Origin of the sequence: Pseudorhodoferax sp. Leaf265, assembly GCF_001422365.1 — a bacterium.
Classification (GTDB): Bacteria; Pseudomonadota; Gammaproteobacteria; order Burkholderiales; family Burkholderiaceae_C; genus Pseudorhodoferax.
Genome location: NZ_LMMT01000039.1, coordinates 222345 through 241029 on the forward strand (window position 1 = coordinate 222345; position 18685 = coordinate 241029).

General features: G+C 69.3%; 18 protein-coding genes and 1 riboswitch. Of the genes, 10 read left to right on the forward strand and 8 right to left on the reverse strand.

Features of this window, described 5'->3' with window-relative positions; translation table 11 throughout:
- Positions 1-123 precede the first annotated feature (123 nt).
- Together ASF45_RS29960 and ASF45_RS29965 are read left to right on the forward strand one after the other, a co-directional pair.
- The gene (locus ASF45_RS29960; RefSeq protein ID WP_056672347.1) at positions 124-1104 is read left to right on the forward strand and encodes a tripartite tricarboxylate transporter substrate binding protein; all 981 of its coding nucleotides are present in this window, start codon (positions 124-126) and stop codon (positions 1102-1104) included.
- A gap of 31 nt (positions 1105-1135) precedes the next feature.
- Positions 1136-1495, forward strand: a complete 360-nt coding sequence (locus tag ASF45_RS29965) for a hypothetical protein (protein WP_056672351.1) — start codon at positions 1136-1138, stop codon at positions 1493-1495.
- Here the strand turns inward: ASF45_RS29965 and ASF45_RS29970 are convergent.
- Positions 1464-2429: a tripartite tricarboxylate transporter substrate binding protein gene (locus ASF45_RS29970; RefSeq protein ID WP_056672353.1), complete on the reverse strand. Its 966-nt coding sequence runs from the start codon at positions 2427-2429 to the stop codon at positions 1464-1466. The genes ASF45_RS29965 and ASF45_RS29970 overlap by 32 nt on opposite strands.
- A 38-nt stretch (positions 2430-2467) precedes the next feature.
- Positions 2468-3385, reverse strand: a complete 918-nt coding sequence (locus ASF45_RS29975) for a dihydrodipicolinate synthase family protein (protein ID WP_056672355.1) — start codon at positions 3383-3385, stop codon at positions 2468-2470.
- Between the two features lie 103 nt (positions 3386-3488).
- Here ASF45_RS29975 and ASF45_RS29980 point away from each other — a divergent pair, with 103 nt between their 5' ends.
- Positions 3489-4373, forward strand: a complete 885-nt coding sequence (locus ASF45_RS29980; protein WP_056672357.1) for a LysR family transcriptional regulator — start codon at positions 3489-3491, stop codon at positions 4371-4373.
- Here ASF45_RS29980 and ASF45_RS29985 read toward each other — a convergent pair.
- The 3 genes from ASF45_RS29985 to ASF45_RS29995 form a co-directional block, all read right to left on the reverse strand.
- The gene (locus ASF45_RS29985) at positions 4370-5161 is read right to left on the reverse strand and encodes an HAD-IIB family hydrolase (RefSeq protein WP_056672359.1); all 792 of its coding nucleotides are present in this window, start codon (positions 5159-5161) and stop codon (positions 4370-4372) included. The genes ASF45_RS29980 and ASF45_RS29985 overlap by 4 nt on opposite strands.
- Positions 5158-6786, reverse strand: a complete 1629-nt coding sequence (locus tag ASF45_RS29990; protein WP_056672361.1) for a peptide chain release factor 3 — start codon at positions 6784-6786, stop codon at positions 5158-5160. The genes ASF45_RS29985 and ASF45_RS29990 overlap by 4 nt, the downstream gene beginning before the upstream one ends.
- Before the next feature lie 78 nt (positions 6787-6864).
- A complete protein-coding gene (locus ASF45_RS29995) occupies positions 6865-7164 on the reverse strand; it encodes a DUF1161 domain-containing protein (protein ID WP_056672363.1) in 300 nt (99 codons plus the stop codon).
- A 34-nt stretch (positions 7165-7198) separates the two neighbouring features.
- On the opposite strand from ASF45_RS29995, the gene ASF45_RS30000 reads away from it, so the two are divergent.
- Positions 7199-7510, forward strand: a complete 312-nt coding sequence (locus tag ASF45_RS30000; protein WP_162244069.1) for an MliC family protein — start codon at positions 7199-7201, stop codon at positions 7508-7510.
- Here the strand turns inward: ASF45_RS30000 and ASF45_RS30005 are convergent, their stop codons facing one another.
- Positions 7511-8296: an IclR family transcriptional regulator C-terminal domain-containing protein gene (locus tag ASF45_RS30005; protein WP_056672367.1), complete on the reverse strand. Its 786-nt coding sequence runs from the start codon at positions 8294-8296 to the stop codon at positions 7511-7513.
- A gap of 162 nt (positions 8297-8458) precedes the next feature.
- On the opposite strand from ASF45_RS30005, the gene ASF45_RS30010 reads away from it, so the two are divergent.
- Genes ASF45_RS30010 through ASF45_RS30020 form a run of 3 tightly spaced genes read left to right on the forward strand, consistent with a single transcriptional unit; the run spans position 8459 to position 11966 of the window.
- A complete protein-coding gene (locus tag ASF45_RS30010; protein WP_056672369.1) occupies positions 8459-9862 on the forward strand; it encodes an MFS transporter in 1404 nt (467 codons plus the stop codon).
- 55 nt (positions 9863-9917) lie between these two features.
- The gene (locus tag ASF45_RS30015; protein ID WP_056672372.1) at positions 9918-10751 is read left to right on the forward strand and encodes a shikimate dehydrogenase; all 834 of its coding nucleotides are present in this window, start codon (positions 9918-9920) and stop codon (positions 10749-10751) included.
- A 12-nt stretch (positions 10752-10763) separates the two neighbouring features.
- Entirely contained in the window at positions 10764-11966 is a 1203-nt protein-coding gene (locus ASF45_RS30020) for a lyase family protein (protein WP_056672375.1), read from the forward strand.
- Here ASF45_RS30020 and ASF45_RS30025 read toward each other — a convergent pair.
- On the reverse strand, positions 11947-14067 hold the full coding sequence (locus ASF45_RS30025; RefSeq protein ID WP_162244070.1) for a bifunctional diguanylate cyclase/phosphodiesterase: 2121 nt from the start codon (positions 14065-14067) through the stop codon (positions 11947-11949). The two genes, ASF45_RS30020 and ASF45_RS30025, sit on opposite strands and share 20 nt — an antisense overlap.
- Before the next feature lie 81 nt (positions 14068-14148).
- A complete protein-coding gene (locus tag ASF45_RS30030) occupies positions 14149-15306 on the reverse strand; it encodes an MFS transporter (RefSeq protein WP_056672381.1) in 1158 nt (385 codons plus the stop codon).
- A 68-nt stretch (positions 15307-15374) separates the two neighbouring features.
- Positions 15375-15444, forward strand: a riboswitch (S-adenosyl-L-homocysteine riboswitch).
- 74 nt (positions 15445-15518) lie between these two features.
- Between ASF45_RS30030 and ahcY the strand changes: the two genes are divergently transcribed.
- From ahcY to metF, 3 genes are read left to right on the forward strand one after another with little or no spacing between them, the layout of a single operon-like run.
- Positions 15519-16967 carry an adenosylhomocysteinase gene (ahcY, locus tag ASF45_RS30035; RefSeq protein ID WP_056672383.1) on the forward strand — a complete coding sequence of 483 codons (1449 nt, stop codon included), beginning with the start codon at positions 15519-15521 and terminating at the stop codon, positions 16965-16967.
- A 17-nt stretch (positions 16968-16984) separates the two neighbouring features.
- Positions 16985-17743 carry a TlyA family RNA methyltransferase gene (locus ASF45_RS30040; protein ID WP_056672853.1) on the forward strand — a complete coding sequence of 253 codons (759 nt, stop codon included), beginning with the start codon at positions 16985-16987 and terminating at the stop codon, positions 17741-17743.
- The gene (gene metF / locus ASF45_RS30045) at positions 17740-18582 is read left to right on the forward strand and encodes a methylenetetrahydrofolate reductase [NAD(P)H] (protein WP_056672385.1); all 843 of its coding nucleotides are present in this window, start codon (positions 17740-17742) and stop codon (positions 18580-18582) included. Before ASF45_RS30040 ends, metF begins: the two co-directional genes overlap by 4 nt.
- The last annotated feature ends 103 nt before the right edge of the window (positions 18583-18685 follow it).

Consider the following 18685-nt stretch of genomic DNA (forward strand, 5'->3'; position numbering starts at 1 on the left):
CCGGATGCTGCCGCGGGCCGCAGCATCATAGGCAGCGCGCGCCCAGGGACATCACCGATGCGGGCCGCTGCCATGTGGTGTTGAATGGCGCGCTTTGCATCCGCCACGATGAGAGACCCCTCCATGTTCCGCCGTTCCCTGCTGGGCGCCACCGCGCTCGCTTCGCTGACCACGCTCGTGGCCCCCGTCACCGCCCAGGCCCAGGCCTGGAAGAACTTTCCCGAAAAGCCGATCAAGCTCGTCATCGCCTTCCCGGCCGGTGGCCCGACCGACATCACCATGCGCTCGCTGGCCGACAACGCGGCCAAGGTGCTGGGCCACCCCGTCATCATCGAGAACAAGCCCGGCGCCGGTGGCACCTTGCCCGCGCAGGCCTTGCAGACCGCGCAGCCCGATGGCTACACCATCGCGCAGATCCCGCTGGGCGTGTTCCGCCTGGGCTACACCACCAAGATCAACTGGGACCCGATCAAGGACATCAGCTACGTCATCAACGTCACGGGCTACGCCTTCGGTGTCGTGGTACCGGCCAACAGCCCGTTCAAGACCTGGGCCGATTTCGTGGCCTATGCCAAGGCCAATCCCGGCAAGCTGACCTACGGCTCCACCGGCACGCTGACCAGCCCGCACCTGACAACCGAGATCCTGGCCCAGCAGGCCGGCATCGAGCTGCAGCACGTGCCCTACAAGGGCAGCGCCGATCTCATGCTGGCCGTGGTCAGCGGCCAGTTGATGGCGGCGGTGGACTCCACGGGCTTCGCGCCGCAGGTCGAGGCCGGCAAGCTGCGTGTGCTCAACACCTGGGGCGAGAAGCGCCTGCCCAAGTTCCCCGATGCGCCCACGCTCAAGGAGCTGGGCTACAACATCGTGCAGAACTCGCCCTTCGGCATCGGTGCACCCAAGGGCACGCCACCCGAGGTCGTCAAGCGCCTGCACGACGCCTTCAAGAAGGCCATGGAAGAACCCAGCTACGTGGCCACGCTGGCCAAGTACGACATGCTGCCCGACTACAAGAGCACGGCCGACTACACCCAGTTCGCGCAGGACACGGTGGCGCGCGAGAAGGTCGTCATCGAGAAGCTGGGGCTGGCCAAGCCGCAGTGACCGTGGTGGCCTGACGCGGCATCATCGCGTCATGCCCCGTTCCGATTCTTCAGACTGGCAGGTCGTGCACGTGCATCCGCACGCGCCGGCCAAGCCTGCGCATGGCGCGCCCTGCAACGGCTGCGGCATGTGCTGCCTGCTGGAGCCTTGTCCGCTGGGCATGCTGCTGTCGCGGCGCAGGCAGGGCGCCTGCGTCGCCGTGCGGTGGGACGATGCCCAGGGCCGCTACCTGTGCGGCGCGCTGAGCGCTCCGGCCGAGGTGCTGGGCGCGCGCTGGCTGGCGCCGCTGGCGCGGCGCTGGATCGCTGCGGGGATCGGCTGCGATGCCAGCTTCAGCATTGCCGCCGACGCCGAAGGCGTCACTCCGGCTCGATCCCCGCCGCCCGGATGATCTTGCCCCAGCGCTCCAGTTCGCCGAGCTGGAACTTCGCGAGTTCCTCCGGCCCCATGAACGCGGCCTCCTGTCCGGTCTTCTCGATGACCTGCTGCACTGCGGGCGCGGCCAGCGCCTCGCGCACCAGGCCGGCCAGTTGCTGCACCACCGGCGCTGGCGTGCCGGCCGGCGCGTAGAGCGCGTTCCAGTAGCCGAACTCGTAACCCGGCAGCGACTCGTTGATGGCCGGCACCTCGGGCGCCAGCGGCGAGCGCTTGGGGCTGCTCATTCCCAGGGCCCGCAGCTTGCCGGCCTTGACCTGCGGCAAGCTGGTCGTGAGGTCCACGATCATGAGGTCGATCTGCCCACCCACGAGGTCCAGCACGGCCGGAGGGTTGGCCTTGTAGGGCACGTAGTTGAACTTCGCGCCCGTGGCCTGCTGGAACAGCTCGGTCGCGATCTGCGCCGACGAGCTGCCCGAGCCGTAGTTGAGCTTGCCCGGCTGGGCCTTGGCCAGCGCCACGAGCTCGGCCACATTGTTGGCCTTGATCTGCGGGTTCACGACCAGCGCGAGGTAGCCGCGCGCCAACAACGAGACGGGCGCGAAGTCCTTGATCGGGTCGTAGGCGATCTTCTTGAGCAGGTGCGGGTTGGCCGACTGCGTGGTGTTGGTCGTCATGAACAGCGTATAGCCGTCCGGCTGGGCCTTGGCCACGTACTGCGCGGCGATGCTGCCGAAGGCGCCGGCACGGCTCTCCACCACCACGGCCTGGCCCGTGCGCTTGGTGATCTCGGCGCCCATGGCGCGCGTGAGCCCGTCGGTGGCGCTGCCCGGCGTGGAGCCGATGACGATGGTGATGGGCTTGGCCGGGAAAGCCGTTGGCTGGGCCGAGGTCAGCGGTGCAATGGCTGCCGTACAGGCGAGCGCGATCAGTGCGCGGCGAATGCGCATGGCGTTGTCTCCGTTGAAGTGAAAGGAATGGCGGGCGTTCAGCGCAGCAGGTTCCAGCCGTCCAGCAGCGCGCGCAGCTGTTGCTGCTGCTTGTCGCTGAGCGGCCAGGCCGAGGGCGGGCGCGTGGCGCCGCAGTCGTGGCCCATGAGCTGCAGCGCGCTCTTGACCACGGTCACATTGGTGCCGTTGTTCTCCTGCGCGCGCAGCTCTTCGAAGGGCAGCATCTCTTCGATCAGGCGCATGGCGAGCGGCTGGTCGGCGGCCTCGAGCGCGTTGTAGATCGCGACCGAGCGCTCGGGCAGCACGTTGATGAGGCCGGAGGTGAAGCCACGCGCGCCGACCGCGTAGAACGGCGGCGCCCAGACCTCGGCCAGACCGCCGACCCAGGCGAGCTGCCGGTCGGCCGTGCGGCGCATGGCGGCGGCCAGCACCAGCGGCGTCGGCGAGGCCCACTTGATGCCCACGACCTCGGGGACGCGGCACAGCGCCTCGATCGCATCCAGGCCGATGTTCTCGTTGCGCAGGTACAGCACCAGCGGCAGGCCGGCGCCGGCCTCGGCGATGCGCTGCACATATGCCAGCACGCCGCGCGGCGCGACGAAGGGGTCCGGCGGCTGGTGCACCATCAGCGCATCGGCACCGGCCTGACGCGAGACGCGGGCCAGCGCGCAGGCCTCGCCCACGCTGCGGCCCACGCCGGCCAGCAGCGGCACGCGGCCGGCCACGCAGTCGGCCGCGATGGCCACGGCGCGCTCGGCCTCGGCCGGCTGCAGGCCGTAGAACTCGCTGGTGTTGCCATTGGCCACGAGCACCTGCACACCGGCCTGCACGGCGCGGTCGACCACGGGCTTCAGCGGTGCGGCGACCACGCGGTCCTGCGCGTCGAAGGGTGTGACCAGGATGCCGGAAATGCCGTTCAGCGCCTGGCGCAGCGCGGGACCTTGGAACGAGGACATGGAGACTCCGGGAAATGAGGGGATGGAACGGGGTGCTACTCTAGAAAGCGCCTGCACCGCCGTCCAATCCAATCTGGCGATCCCGCCATCCAAGTTCTGAATCGTGTTCCAGCTCTCGCAACTGCGCTGCTTCGTCGCTGTCGCCTCCGAACTGCATTTCGGCCGTGCTGCCGCGCTGCTGCACATGACGCAGCCGCCGCTCACCCGACAGATCCAACTGCTGGAGCACGAACTGGGCGTGCAACTGCTCGAACGCGCAGGCGGCACGGTGCGCCTGACGCCGGCAGGCAGCAGCTTCCTGCGCGAGGCCGAGGACATCCTGCGCCGCAGCCAGGCCGCCATGCAGGCGGCGCGCCGTGCCATGCGCGCCGATGCCGGCACGGTCACGCTGGGTTTCATCGCGGCGGCCAGCTTCGCGCTGCTGCCGCAGGTGCTGGGCGCGATCCGTACGGCGCTGCCCGATGTGGAAGTGGTGCCGCGCGAGCTGCAGACCGTGGACCAGCTGGACGCATTGGCCGCGGGCCGCATCGACCTGGGGATCGTGCGGCCGTTCGCGCCGCGCAGCTTTGCGGCGTCCTGCATGCTGCTGCGTGAGCCGCTGCTGCTGGCTGCGCCCACGGGCCATGCGCTGGCCAGCGGCGACGCCATGGCGCTGGCGGAACTGCAGAGCCAGCCCTTCATCGCCTATTGCCCGTCGGAGACGCGCTACATCTACGAGCTCATCGCGGGCCGGCTGCGCGCCGAGGGCGTGGCGCCCGACAACGTGCTGACGCTGAGCCACACGCACTCCATTCTGGCCATGGTCGACGCGGGCTGGGGTGTGGCGCTGGTGCCGGCTTCGGCGCAGCGCCTGGGCTATGCGCGGGTGGCGTTCCGGCCGCTGCGCGACCCGGCCGGCCTGCATGCCGAACTGCACCTGGCCTGGCGCGCGCAGAGCCGCCATGTGGTGGCCGACACCGTGCGCGAGGTGCTGCAGCGCGGCGTCTAGGCGCGCTGGGCCAGCACCAGGCGGGCGAATTCGGCGAAGCCCGCGCCGCGCGCGCCCTGCGCCACGTAGCGCGGCAGGTGCGCCAGCTGGGGTACGAAGCGTGCGATGTTGGCCACGCCCACACTGTTGTCGAACGCCTGGAACATGCGCGCGTCATTGGTCGAGTCGCCCACATAGGCCCAATGGGCCATCTCGGCGTCCAGGTCGCGCTGCCAGAGTTCGCGCAGGATCCAGCGCGCGCCTGCGAGCTTGTCGTGCGTGCCGAACCAACCGTTCACGTGGATGGAGGAGACCGTGGCATGCAGGCCCGCGTTGCGCATGGTCTGCACCACCGCGTCGATCTGCGCCTGGCCCAACTGCACGAATTCGCTGTGGTCGATGGCGATGTCGGTCTCGCGGCCGGCCGAGTCGTCGGCGCGTCGCGCGCCCGGGATGCCGTGCTCGACCTGGGCCAGCACCTGCTGCATGCGCGCGAAGTTGGCGGCCCGCGTGGCGGCGTCCTGCAGGTAGCGCTTCTCGACCAGGCCATCGGCCCCGCGCAGCAGCGCCACGGCGCCGTTCTCGGCCACGATGGCATCGACCGGCCACTGTGCCGCGAACGGCAGGCTCCAGCCGACCGAGCGGCCCGTGATGGCGACCACCGCCAAGCCTGCGGCACGCAGGTCGCCCAGTGCCTGTAGCGCGTCGGGCGTGATCGCACCCTCGGTGGTGAGCGTGTCGTCGATGTCGGTGAAGACGCCGCGCAAACCGACCGAAGCCGGCGCCGGCCAGGCCGCCAGCGGCTTCATCCGGCGTTCTGCAACGCCAACCCCGCGTGCTCGCGCAGCGGATGGAAATGGATCTTCGGAAAGCGCTCCTGCGCCAGCCGCACGTCGTAGGGCGAGGTGCACAGGTAGGCCAGCGTGTCGGCCGCGTCGCGCGCCATGCGCGCGGGATAGGCGTCGACAAACTGGCGCAGCTCGGCCGGCGTGTCGGCCGTGATCCAGCGCGCGCCGGTGTATTGGCAGCCTTCGAGCCGGATGTCGGCGTCGTACTCGGTCTTCAGGCGGTGCTGCACCACTTCGAACTGCAGCTGGCCGACCGCGCCCAGGAGCATCGGGCCGCCGGCCTCGGGCTTGAAGACCTGGATCGCGCCTTCCTCGCCGAGCTGGGCCAGGCCCTGCTGCAGCTGCTTGGTACGCAGCGGGTTGCGCAGGATCACCGTCATGAACATCTCGGGCGCGAAGAAGGGCAGCCCGGTGAACTGCAGGTTCGCGCCGTCGGTGATGGTGTCGCCCAGCTGCACGCCGCCGTGCGTGGTGAAGCCGATGATGTCGCCCGCGTAGGCCTCGTCCACGGCCTCGCGGCGCTGGCTCATGAAGGTCACCACGGAGGTGGGCCGCAGTTCCTTGGCCGTGCGCTGCACCTTGAGCTTCATGCCCGGCGTGTACTTGCCCGAGGCCATGCGCACGAAGGCGATGCGGTCGCGGTGGTTGGCGTCCATGTTGGCCTGCACCTTGAACACCACGCCGGCGAAGTCCTTGTCCTCGGGCTGGATCTCCTTGGTGACGGGCTGGCGGTTCACCAGCACGGTGCTGATGCGCTTTTGCGGCGGCGGCGCCAGGTCCACCAGCGCGTCCAGCACCTCCATCACGCCGAAGTTGTTGACGCCGGAACCGAAGAACACCGGCGTCTGCTTGCCGGCCAGGAAGGCGGCATGGTCCCAGGCCGGCGAGGCGCCTGTGGCCAGTTCCATGCTGTCCATGGCGGTGTCGAACTCGTGGCCGAAGCGGGCCTGCAGCGCAGCGCGGTCCGCGAGCGGCATGGTCTCGAAGTCCTGCGGCCGGCGCTCGCTGCCGGACTCGAACACCGTCATCGCCTGGGTGCGCAGGTTGACGATGCCGCCGAAGCTCTTGCCCTGGCCCACGGGCCAGGTCATGGGCACGCAGGGCATGCCGAGTTCGCGTTCCACCTCGTCCAGGATGTCGAGCGGCTCGCGCACCTCGCGGTCCATCTTGTTGACGAAGGTGATGATGGGCGTGTCGCGCTGGCGGCAGACCTCGATCAGCCGGCGCGTCTGCGCTTCCACGCCATTGGCCGCGTCGATCACCATCAGCGCCGAGTCCACGGCCGTCAACACGCGGTAGGTGTCTTCGGAGAAGTCCTTGTGGCCGGGCGTGTCGAGCAGGTTGACCACGTGGTCGCGGTAGGCCATCTGCATGACCGAACTGGCCACCGAGATGCCGCGCTGCTTCTCGATCTCCATCCAGTCGGAGGTGGCGTGGCGGCTGGCCTTGCGCGCCTTGACCGAGCCGGCGATCTGGATCGCGCCCGAGAACAGCAGCAGTTTCTCGGTCAGCGTCGTTTTACCCGCGTCGGGGTGGGAAATGATGGCGAAGGTGCGGCGACGCCGGGTTTCGGAGGCGAAAGACAAAGCGCGGTTCCAGGTGAGGGGGCGGGCGGCGCGGCAGGGGCGCGGCCGGGAAAACCGCTATTTTCGGGCAAACCCGGATCAGCGCGGGCAGCGGCCGTCGACGGGCATGGAGCCGTCGCGGCATTCGGTCAGGATGGGCGCGCTGCTGCGGGGTGGGGCATCGCCCTGCACGTAGACGATCTTCCTGCTGCCCATGGCGCAGCTGCCGACCACCTGGCCCGGCGCGCTCTGCGCGGCGTCCACCACGGTGACCACGGGATTGGCGATGCCGCCCGTGCGGATGCGCGCCTCGATGCCGCTGCGGATGGCTTCGCAGTTGTCGGCGGCGTGGGCGCTGCCGGCGAGCAGGCAGAGCAGGGGGATCGGCCAGGGTTTCATTGTGGCGAGTGTCGCAGCTGCAAGAATGCCTCGCGTGACGAACGTTTCGATGCTGCGCCAAGCCGCCTTGCCCTGCCTGCTGGCCGCGCTCTCGGCCTGTACGCCGGTGCGTGCGCCCCTGGTGGCCTACACCTGCGAGGGCGGTGTGCGGCTGGACGTGCGTTTCGAGCGCAACCATGCACTGTTGAGCCTGCCCGGCGGCGGCGAGGCGCGGCTGGCGCAGCAGGCCAGCGGCTCGGGCTTCTGGTACGCAGGCGCCGGCCACCAGCTGCGCGGCAGGGGCCAGGCCCTGCAGTGGACGGTGGGCCAGGCCCAACCGCTGGCCTGTCTTGTGGTCGGCCCCTGATCAGATCAGGTTGCGCATGGCCTGCGCGGTTTCGCGCAGCACGGGCAGCACGCGTGCGACGGCGTCGTCGCTGCTCTCGTGGCCCATGGGCATGGTGATGTTGAGCGCGCCCACCACCTCGCCGTTGCGGTCGCGCAGCGGTACGGCGATGCCGCGCGAGTTCAGGTCCAGCTGCTGCTCCGACAGCGACCAGCCCTGGGCGCGGATGCGCGCGAACTCCAGCCTCAGCCGGTCCTTGCTGGCGATGGTGTGCGGCGTGAACACGCGCAGTTCGTGCGTCTGCAGCCAGTGTTCGGCTTCGTCCTCGGGGCGCAGGGCCAGCATCAGCGTGCCCGAGGCCGTCAGCTGCAGCGGCACGCGCGCGCCCAGCACGTAGCCGGTGTTCATGCTGCGGTTGGGACCGTTGCGCGCGATGTAGACCACGTCGTCGCCGTCCAGCACCGCGAGGTAGGCGGTCTCGTGCGTGCCCATGGCCACGCGCTGCAGAAAGGGCTGGACCACGCGCGGCAGCCGCGCCGACTCCAGGTAGGACTGGCCCAGCCGCAGCACGCGCGGCGTGAGCCAGAACAGCTTGCCGTCGCCGGCCACATAGCCCAGGTGCTGCAGCGTGAGCAGGTAGCGCCGGGCCGCCGTGCGCGTCATGCCCGTGCGCTGGCCGATCTCGCTGGCCGTCATGCGCGGGTGGGCGTCGTCGAAGGCCTCGATCAGGTTGAGGCCCCGGTCCAGGCCGGCAATCCAGTCGCGCCGCTGCAGGCCGACCGGAAGCTTGTCGGTGGGGTCATTCATCGGTGAAAACCCTTGGTGTGATCGATAATCGCGCGTTTCTGTTCGATTATCGAACCGATATGCATCGCCAAGCCTGTTCGATGCGAGGTCGTCCTCTTTAGAGTTCGATCCGTCGCACCTGCCGTGCGATTGTCGAACGATTTTCACCAGGAGACTTTGACCATGAGCACCGCAACTGCTGCGCACGAGCCGCAGGGCCGGCACCAATCCAAGAAGGCCGCCGCCAGCGGCTGGATCGGGTCCGCGCTGGAGTACTACGATTTCTTCATCTACGCCACGGCCGCGGCGCTGATCTTTCCGCAGATCTTCTTCCCCAAAGGCGACCCCGGCATCGCCATCATTGCTTCGCTGGCCACCTATGGCGTGGGCTACGTGGCGCGTCCGATCGGCGCCTTCGTGCTGGGCCACATCGGCGACACGCACGGCCGCAAGAAGGTGCTGGTCTGGTGCATGTTCCTGATGGGTTTCTCGACCATCGCCGTCGGCCTGCTGCCGACCTACGAGCAGATCGGCCTGTGGGCGCCGTTCCTGCTGGTGGTCTGCCGCCTGATCCAGGGCTTCGCCGTGGCCGGCGAGATCTCGGGCGCCAGTTCCATGATCCTGGAGCATGCACCCTTCGGCCGCCGTGGCTTCTTCGCCAGCTTCACCCTGCAGGGCGTGCAGGCCGGCCAGATCCTGGCCGCTGCCGTGTTCCTGCCGCTGGCGCACTACATGCCCGAGGAATCGTTCAACACCTGGGGCTGGCGCATTCCGTTCCTGCTGTCCTTCATCGTGATCGTGGCCGGCTACATCATCCGCCGCGAGGTGGACGAGACGCCCGCCTTCACCGACAAGACGGAGCAGAAGCAGCGCGCCCGCTCGCCCATCGTGGACGCCTTCAAGTACAGCTGGCGCGACATGCTGCGCGTCGTGCTGATGGCGCTCATGAACGTGATCCCGGTCGTGGCCACCATCTTCGGCGCTGCCTACGCGGTGCAGCCGGCCTACGGCGTGAACTTCGCCAAGGACGTGTACCTGTGGATCCCGGTGATGGGCAACATCCTCGCAGTGCTGGTGATCCCCTTCGTCGGCAACCTGTCGGACAAGATCGGCCGCAAGCCGCCGATCATCGTGGGCTCGCTCGCGGCCGGCCTGCTGGCCTTCGGCTACCTGTACGCCATCAGCATCCACAACGTGACGCTGGCCATCGTCATGTCGCTGCTGATGTGGGGCGTGGTCTACCAGGGTTACAACGCGGTGTTCCCGAGTTTCTACCCCGAGCTGTTCCCCACCCGGACCCGGGTCTCGGCCATGGCCATCTCGCAGAATGTGGGCACGGCCATCACCGCCATGCTGCCGGCGCTGTTCACCGTCGTGGCCCCGCCCGGTGCGCAGAACATCTGGCTGACGGTGGGCGCCATCGCCTTCGGCATCACGGTCATCGCGGCGCTGGCCGCCGCCAGTGCCCGCGAAACCTTCCGCATCCAGATGCAGGACCTGGGCCGGCCCGATGCGCAGCCCGTGCCGCTGGCCGACTACCAGCGCCAGCGCGCGGCGGCCGTGGCCCAGGGCCGCGCCGGTTCCTGATGTGCCCGATGCATCTGACAATGCACCACCTGTCTCCGAACGCAACGCACACACCATGATCTCCGGCAAGACCACGCTGATCGCCCACCTGGGCTACCCCACGGCCACCTTCAAGGCGCCGATGATCTACAACCCCTGGTTCGAGCAGCAGGGCATCGATGCGGTGGTCATGCCCATGGGCGTGCTGCCCGAGGACTACGCGGTCTCGCTGCGCCAGATCATGCGCTTCACCAACCTGCGCGGCGCGCTGGTCACGATGCCGCACAAGGTCGTGACGCTGGACCTTGTGGACGAGGCCACGCCCACGGCGCGCATCGCCGGCGCCTGCAACGCCGTCCTCAAGCGGCCCGACGGCAGCCTGCTGGGCGACATGTTCGACGGCGCCGGCTTCGTGCGTGGCGTGCAGCGCAAGGGCCGCAGCTTCGCCGGTGCGCGCGTGCTGGTCTCGGGCGCGGGCGGCGTGGGCTCGGCGATTGCGGCGTCCATCGCCCAGGCCGGCGCGGCCGAACTCGCGCTGTTCGACACGCGTGCCGAATCGGCCGAGGCCCTGGCCGCGCGGCTGCGCCAGCACTACCCCAGCCTCACGGTGCGCACCGGCAGCAAGGACCCGGCGGGCTTCGACATCGTCGTCAACGCCACGCCACTGGGCATGCAGGAAGGCGACCCGCTGCCCTTCGACATCGACCGCATCGCGCCGACTGCCTTCGTCGGCGAGGTCGTCATGAAGAGCGAGTACACGCCACTGCTGCGCGCCGCCATGGACAAGGGCTGCGCCGTGCAGGTCGGCACCGACATGCTGTTCGAGCAGATTCCGGCCTACCTGGAGTTCTTCGGCTTCGGCACGACCACGGCCGAGGCGCTGCGCGCCGTGGCCAGGCTGCAGTACTGAGCGCACTGCGCCGTGAGCATCTTCGAAGGCTATCTCTCCACCCCCGAAGCCATGGCTGCGTTCAGCGGCTCCGGCGTGGTGGCGGCGATGTTGCGCTTCGAAGCCGCGCTGGCCCAGGCCCAGGCCGACGAGGGCCTGGTTCCGCCGGCGGCGGCGCGTTCCATCGTGGGCAGCTGCCGCGTCGAGCTGTTCGACGTGGAGAAGATCGTGCGCGACAGCGGCCGCGCCGGCAGCGTGGCAATCCCCCTCGTCAGGGCGTTGCGCGAAGCCGTGGGACTGTTCAACGCCGAGGCCGTGGCCTGGACGCACTTTGGCAGCAGCAGCCAGGACGTGATCGACACCGCGCTGGTGCTGGTCACGCGCGATGCGCTGGCCCTGGTCGACGCCGACCTGCAGCGCTGCACCGAGGCGCTGCTGGCGCTGGCCGAGCGGCATGCCGACACGCCCATGCTGGCGCGCACGCTGATGCAGCCGGCCTCCGTCACCAGCCTGGGTTTCAAGTGCGCCGACTGGGCTGCGCCGCTGGTGCGTGGCCGCCAGCGGCTGCAGCAGGCCGCGGCCCAGGCGCTGCAGCTGCAACTGGGCGGTGGCGTCGGCACCCTGGCGCAGATGCGGTCGGACGCACCGCGCGCCGCGGCCGTGCGCGCGCGCGTGGCCGCAGCCCTGGGCTTGCGCGATGGCGGCAGCGCCTGGCACACCCAGCGCGACGACTGGGTGGCGCTCGCCTGCGCGCTGGGCGTGGTGACAGGCAGCCTGGGCAAGCTCGCGGCCGACCTGGCGCTGCTGGGCCAGCACGAGGTCGGCGAACTCATGGAGCCGGCCGAGGCCGGTCGCGGCATCTCGACCGTGATGCCGCACAAGCGCAATCCGGTGGCGTCCATGGTGGCCCTGTCGGCCGCCCAGCGCGTGCCGCAGCGTGTGGCGGCCTTGCTGGCCGGCATGGTGCAGGAGCACGAGCGTGCGCTCGGCGCCTGGCAGGCGGAACAGGCCGAATGGTCATCGCTGTGGATGTCGGCGCACGGCAGCCTGCGCGCGTTGGCCACGGCCCTGCCGGGCCTGCGCGTGGATGCAGCCCGCATGCAGGCCAACATCGACCACGTCCGCGCCGGGTTGCCGCACGAAACCGTGCAGGAGTGGTTCGCGCCGACGCTGGTGGAGATGGCCAGCGCCCAGGCGCGCCAACGCGTGGCCGAACTCAGGCGCGTGGCTGCTTGAACCAGTCTTCGAACTGTTCGGCCGGCATGGCCTGGGCGAACAGGTAGCCCTGCGCATAGTCGCAGCCGGCCTCCAGCAACAGGCCGCGCTGCGCGAGCGTCTCCACGCCTTCGGCGATCACGGCGATGCCGAGCTGGTGCGCCATCACGATCATGGCCTTGCACAGTGCCAGGTCGTTCGAACCCGGCGCCAGTCCGGCCACGAAGGATTTGTCGATCTTGATGAAGTCGATGTCGTAGCGCTGCAGATAGGCCAGCGAGGAGTAGCCCGTGCCGAAGTCGTCCAGCGACACGCCGATGCCCGCCTGGCGCAGCGTCAACAGGTGGTCGGCGACGTTGGGGCTGGGGTTCAGCAGCAGGCTTTCGGTGATCTCCACCGTCAGCGCGTGGCGCGGCAGCCGCAGTGCGGCCAACTCGCGCAGCCATTGCGCGTGGTCTTCGTCGGCGCGGTGGAACTGCACGGGCGACTTGTTGACGCTGATCTGGAAGCGCGGGTCGAGTCGCGCACGCCAGCACTGGGTTTGGCGCGCGGCTTCGCGGAACACCCATTCGCCGATCTGGATGATCATGCCGTTGGCCTCGGCGATGGGCACGAAATCCAGCGGCGCCATGTGGCCACGCTGCGGGTGGCGCCAGCGCAGCAACGCCTCGGCCATGTGCACCTCGCCGCTGGCCAGCGCCACGATGGGCTGGTACTCGACGCTGAACTGGCGCGCCTGCATTGCGCCATGCAGGTCGTTGGCGACGCGGGCGCGCAGCTGGGCGCCTTCCTGCAACGCGGGCGTGAAGTAGCCGAAGCGGTTGCGCCCGCCGTCCTTGGCAGCGTAGAGCGCCTGGTCGGCCTGGCGCAGCAGGTCGTCCACGGTCTGGCCGTCGCCAGGGTAGAAGGTGACACCGATGCTGGCGCTCACGAAGGCGGGCTCATCGCCGAGGTGGAAGGCACGCGCCATCTCGCGCAGGATGGCCTGCACGATGCGCTCGACCTCGCGAACCTCGCGCAGTTCGGGCAGTACCACGGTGAACTCGTCTCCGCCCATGCGGGCCACGGTGTCGGAGGCGCGCACGCAGCGGCCGAGCCGCTGCGCGGCCTCGACCAGCAGGCGGTCGCCGCCCTCGTGGCCCAGCGTGTCGTTGACGGCCTTGAAGTGGTCCAGGTCGATGAACAGCAGCGCCAGCTGCAGCCGCTCGCGGTCGCACCGCAGCATGTGCTGGCCCAGGCGGTCGCGCAGCATGCGGCGGTTGGGCAGACCGGTCAGTGCGTCGAAGTTGGCCTGGTGCCAGATCAACGCCTCCGCTTCCTTGCGCTGCGTGATGTCGGTGTGCGTGCCCACCATGCGCAGCGGCTTGCCGTGTGCATCGCGGCTGATCACCATGCCGCGCGCAAGCACCCACTTCCAGCTGCCGTCTGCGCACAGCACCCGGTGTTCGTTCACGTAGCTGGGCGCGCGGCCCTCCAGGTGCGCCCGGCGGTCGTGGAGCATCCGGGCCTTGTCGTCCGGGTGCGTGCGCTGGTCCATGCTGTGCGGGGAGGGACGCAGGTCGTGCGCGCCGAAGCCGTACATCTCCAGGCAGCGGCGCGACATCCTGGCCACGCCCTCGGCCAGGTTCCAGTCCCAGACGCCGTCGCCGGTGCTCTCCAGCGCGAGCTTCCAGATCTCGTCGCGCCGACGCAGTTCGGCCTCGGCACGCACGCGTTCGGTGATGTCTTCCACTGTGCCTTCGTAGAACAGGATGCGGCCGGCGGCATCGCGCACCACGTGGGCGTTCTCGCTGACCCAGATGCGTTCGCCGGTCTTGTGGCGGTAGACCTCGGAGACGAAGCCGCGCACGTAGCCCTGGCGCTCGAGCAGGTCACGGAAGACCGTGCGACGCGACGGCTCCACATACCACTGGCGGCCGATGTCCTGCATCGCGGCGATGAGTTCGGCCTCGTGCGTGTAGCCGTTCAGTTGCACCTGCGCCGGGTTGGCGCGGATCTGCCGTCCATCGGGCGAGGACCGGTAGGCCCCGATGGGCAGGAAGTCGAACAGCGTCGAGAAATCGACGCCCTGGGCTTGTGTGGCGGCGGGCACCAGTGGGCTAGGTGGGTCGGCGGTTTCCATGCGCGGCGTATTGTTCCGACGAATCGTGCAAGTGCGCACATGCATTCGTGTACTTTTGCACGGTATGGGCTGGGGCATTCCCTAGCTACGGCGCAGGGCGATGCAGCCCGCCAGCGCTACGCCGGCCAGCGCCAGCGGAAAGCCCAGCAAGGGTGAATGGTCCAGCAGCCAGCCCGAGGCCGCCGAGGCACAGGTGCTGCCCAGGGTGTACGACAGCACCAGCACGGCCGTGCTGTTGACCAGGGTGATGCCCTGCTCGCGTGCGCCGATGTCGATCATGGCCAGCGTGTAGAGGCTGCCGGCTGCGCCGCCCCAGAGGAAGGCCAGCAGCCAGGCCAGCCAGCCCAGTTGCGCGACGAAGGGCATCGCGCAGGTCGCGGCCAGCGTGACGGTGGCCAGAATGCGCATGAGCCGGCGCCGGCCCTGCGCCGGGTCGGCGAAGCGATCGGCCAGCATGCCCACGGGCAGCATCAGCACCGCACTGCCCAGGCCGCTCGCGGAGACCAGCAGCGCCGCGGCCGCCGCCGTCAGGCCCAGGCTCAGGCCGTACAGCGGCAGCACCGAGGTGATGCCGGCCTCGAAGAAGCCGCCGACGAAGCCGGCCAGCATGATCACCGGGTGCGCGCGCAGCGCGGCCCAGACGCCGCGCAGGCCCACGTGGGCTGCGGGCGCGTCGTCGGCCGGTGGCACGGGTGGGATCAGAAGGCTGACGAGCAGCCCGGCCGCCACGCACCCCACGGCGACCCAGGGCGCGGCGGGTGCATCGGCGCCGACCCAGACCAGCAGGGCCGGGCCGATCACGAAGGTCGCGCCCACCATGGTCTCGAACAGGCCCACGTTGCGCCCGCGCGTGCGCGCGGTGGAGAACTCGGCCACCAGCGCCTCCGACAACACCCAGCGCAGGCCCGAGGCCGCGCCGGCCAGCAGCTCCAGTGCGAACCAGACCGGCAGTTCGCGCGTGAGTGCGAAGCCACAGCAGGCCAGCGCCGGCACGGCCGCCGACAGCCACAGCGTGGGCCTGCGCCCGAGCGCGCGCGTGACCCAGGACGAGAACGGCGTGACCAGGAAGATCGCCGCCCAGCCGGTGGCCGCGAACAGCCCGGCCACGGTGCTGGAGACCGCCGCGCCCTTGAGTTGCAGCAGCAACCAGGGCGTCACCATGAAGTAGCCCACAAGTTCCAGGAAGGTGGAGACGAACAGGGCGGCGAGGCCCAGCGCCGGGGCGCGTGTGGCTGGCATGGCAGGAAGCGTGGGGGTGCGAAGAGGCGCGCGATTGTCGCCAACGCCGGCGCTTCTATAATCCGCGGCTTCCGAGGAGCGTTGCAGCACCGGCATGGTGCGAGGCTCGGATTCCATTCGCAACGACGCTCGCCCACGCTCCGTGCGGTGAGTTCATTCCCCCAAAGCGTGGTCGTCTTCAACCTGTCCCGATCCGGGACCACGGAGCCGTCATGAACGCCCCTGCCTCTTCCAAGCAACTGCTGAACGCCGATTGCGCCATCGCCGACCTGGGCCTCGCCGCCTGGGGCCGCAAGGAAATCGCGATCGCCGAAACCGAAATGCCCGGCCTGATGGCCATCCGCGAGGAGTTCGCCAAGAGCCAGCCGCTCAAGGGTGCGCGCATCACGGGCTCGCTGCACATGACGATCCAGACCGCGGTGCTGATCGAGACGCTGCAGGCGCTCGGCGCGCAGGTGCGCTGGGCCTCGTGCAACATCTTCTCGACGCAGGACCACGCCGCTGCCGCCATCGCCGCGGCCGGCACGCCGGTGTTCGCCATCAAGGGCGAGACCCTGGTCGACTATTGGGACTACACGCACCGCATCTTCGAATTCGAAGGCAAGAACGACGGCCCCAACATGATCCTGGACGACGGCGGCGATGCCACGCTGCTGATGCACCTGGGTGCCAAGGCCGAGAAGGACATCAAGGCCCTGGGCCGCGCCAAAAGCGAGGAAGAGAAGATCCTGCATGCCGCCATCAAGGCCAAGCTCAAGCAGGACCCGACCTGGTACAGCCGCCGCCTGAAGAACATCATCGGCGTGACCGAAGAGACCACCACGGGCGTGCACCGCCTCAACGAGATGTCGGCCAAGGGCGAGCTGATGCTGCGCGCGATCAACGTCAACGACTCGGTGACCAAGAGCAAGTTCGACAATCTGTACGGCTGCCGCGAGTCGCTGGTGGACGGCATCAAGCGCGCCACCGACGTGATGATCGCCGGCAAGGTCGCCGTGGTGGCCGGCTACGGTGACGTGGGCAAGGGCTCGGCCCAGGCCCTGCGCGCGCTCTCGGCCCAGGTCTGGGTGACCGAGATCGACCCGATCAACGCGCTGCAGGCGGCCATGGAGGGCTACAAGGTCGTGACCATGGAGTACGCGGCCGACAAGGCCGACATCTTCGTCACCACCACGGGCAATAAGGACGTGATCCGCTACGAGCACATGGTGGCCATGAAGGACCAGGCCATCGTCTGCAACATCGGCCACTTCGACAACGAGATCGATGTCGCCGCGCTGGAGAAGAACTGCCAGTGGGAAGAGATCAAGCCGCAAGTCGACCACGTGATCTTCCCCAAGGTCGGCCGCAAGCCCGGCAAGCGCATCATCCTGCTGGCCAAGGGCCGCCTCGTGAACCTGGGCTGTGGCACGGGCCATCCGAGCTATGTGATGTCGTCCTCGTTCGCGAACCAGACCATCGCCCAGATCGAGCTCTACACCAAGCCCAAGGAGTACAAAGTCGGCCAGGTCTACGTGCTGCCCAAGCACCTGGACGAGAAGGTCGCGCGCCTGCAGCTGTCCAAGCTCGGCGCGCAGCTGACGGTGCTGAGCAAGGAGCAGGCCGCTTACATCGGCGTACCGGTGCAGGGCCCGTACAAGCCCGACACCTACCGCTACTGATGGCAGCGGGGCTGGGCATGCGTGCCGACCAACTGCTGGTGGACCGCGGCCTGGCCGCCTCGCGCTCGCAGGCGCAGCGGCTCATCGCCGCGGGCCTGGCCTGGCGCGTGGGCAACGGGCCCTGGAAGACGGTGGCCAAGAACCGCGACGAAGTACCGGACCAGGCCGAGCTGCAGCTGCAGGACGATGCCGAGTCGCGCTACGTCTCGCGCGGCGGGCTCAAGCTCGAAGGCGCGCTGCGCTCCAGCGGCGTGGACCCGACCGGGCTGGTCTGCCTCGATGTGGGCCAGTCCACCGGCGGCTTCACCGACTGCCTGCTGCAGCACGGCGCAGCGCGTGTCGTGGGCGTGGACGTGGGCCACGACCAGGTGCATCCGCGCGTGCGCGGCGACGAACGCGTGCATTGCATCGAGGGCGTGAATGCGCGGGCGCTTGAAGCCGAGGATCTCGGCGACGAACTGCCCGAGCAGGGCTTCGGCCTCATCGTGGGCGATCTGTCCTTCATCTCGCAGACGCTGGTGCTGCCGGCCGTCGTGCCGGTGCTGGCGGACGACGGCGCATTGCTGATGCTGGTCAAGCCGCAGTTCGAGCTGCAGCCCGGCCAGGTGGGCAAGGGCGGCATCGTGCGCGACGAAAGCCTGTACCCCGTCGTGCGCGCGCGCATCGAGGCCTGCTGCGCCGAGCTGGGCCTGGCGGTGGCCGGCTGGTGGGACAGCGCGATCAGCGGGGGCGACGGCAACCGCGAGTTTTGGATCCTGGGGAGAAAGCAAGCATGAACACGGACAGCCCGGCCTTGCCGGTCAGCTACGAGTTCTTTCCGCCGAAGACGCCCGAGGGCGTGGCCAAGCTGCGGGGCGTGCGCCAGGCGTTGTACGCGCGCAAGCCCAGCTTCTGCTCGGTGACCTACGGAGCCGGCGGCTCGACGCAGCAGGGCACCTTCGGTACCGTGGGCGAGATCCTGGCCGAGGGCGTGGACGCGGCCTCGCACTTCTCGTGCATCGGTGCCACCAAGGACAGCGTGCGCACGCAGCTGGCCGAGCTGCGCGCCATGGGCGTCAAGCGCCTGGTGGCGTTGCGCGGCGACCTGCCCAGCGGCTATGGCGCGGGTGGCGAGTTCCAATACGCCAGCGACCTCGTGGCCTTCATCCGCGCCGAAACGGGCGACGCCTTCCACATCGAGGTGGCGGCCTACCCGGAAGTGCACCCGCAGGCGCGCTCGCCCGAGGCCGACCTGCAGGCCTACGCGGCCAAGGTACGCGCGGGGGCCGACTCGGCCATCACGCAGTACTTCTACAACGCCGACGCCTACTTCCGCTTCTGCGCGGACGGCCAGCGCCTGGGCCTGGACGTGCCCATCGTGCCGGGCATCATGCCGATCGGCAGCTCCACGCAGCTCATGCGCTTCTCGGACGCCTGCGGTGCCGAGATCCCGCGCTGGATCCGGCTGCGGCTGCAGGCCTTCGGCGACGACACGGCCTCCATCAAGTCCTTCGGCCTGGACGTGGTGACCACGCTGTGCGAGCAGCTGCTGCGCGGCGGCGCGCCGGGGCTGCACTTCTACACGATGAACCAGTCGGTGGCCACGCTGGAGCTCTGCCGGCGCCTGGGCCTGTAGATCGTTTGACGCAGCGCAAGCCGCCGGCAGGCTCGGGCCGCCGGTGCCGCGCTGTTTGAGGCGCATCAAGCCGCGCACACCACGGTCCTTCTGTAATCGGTCT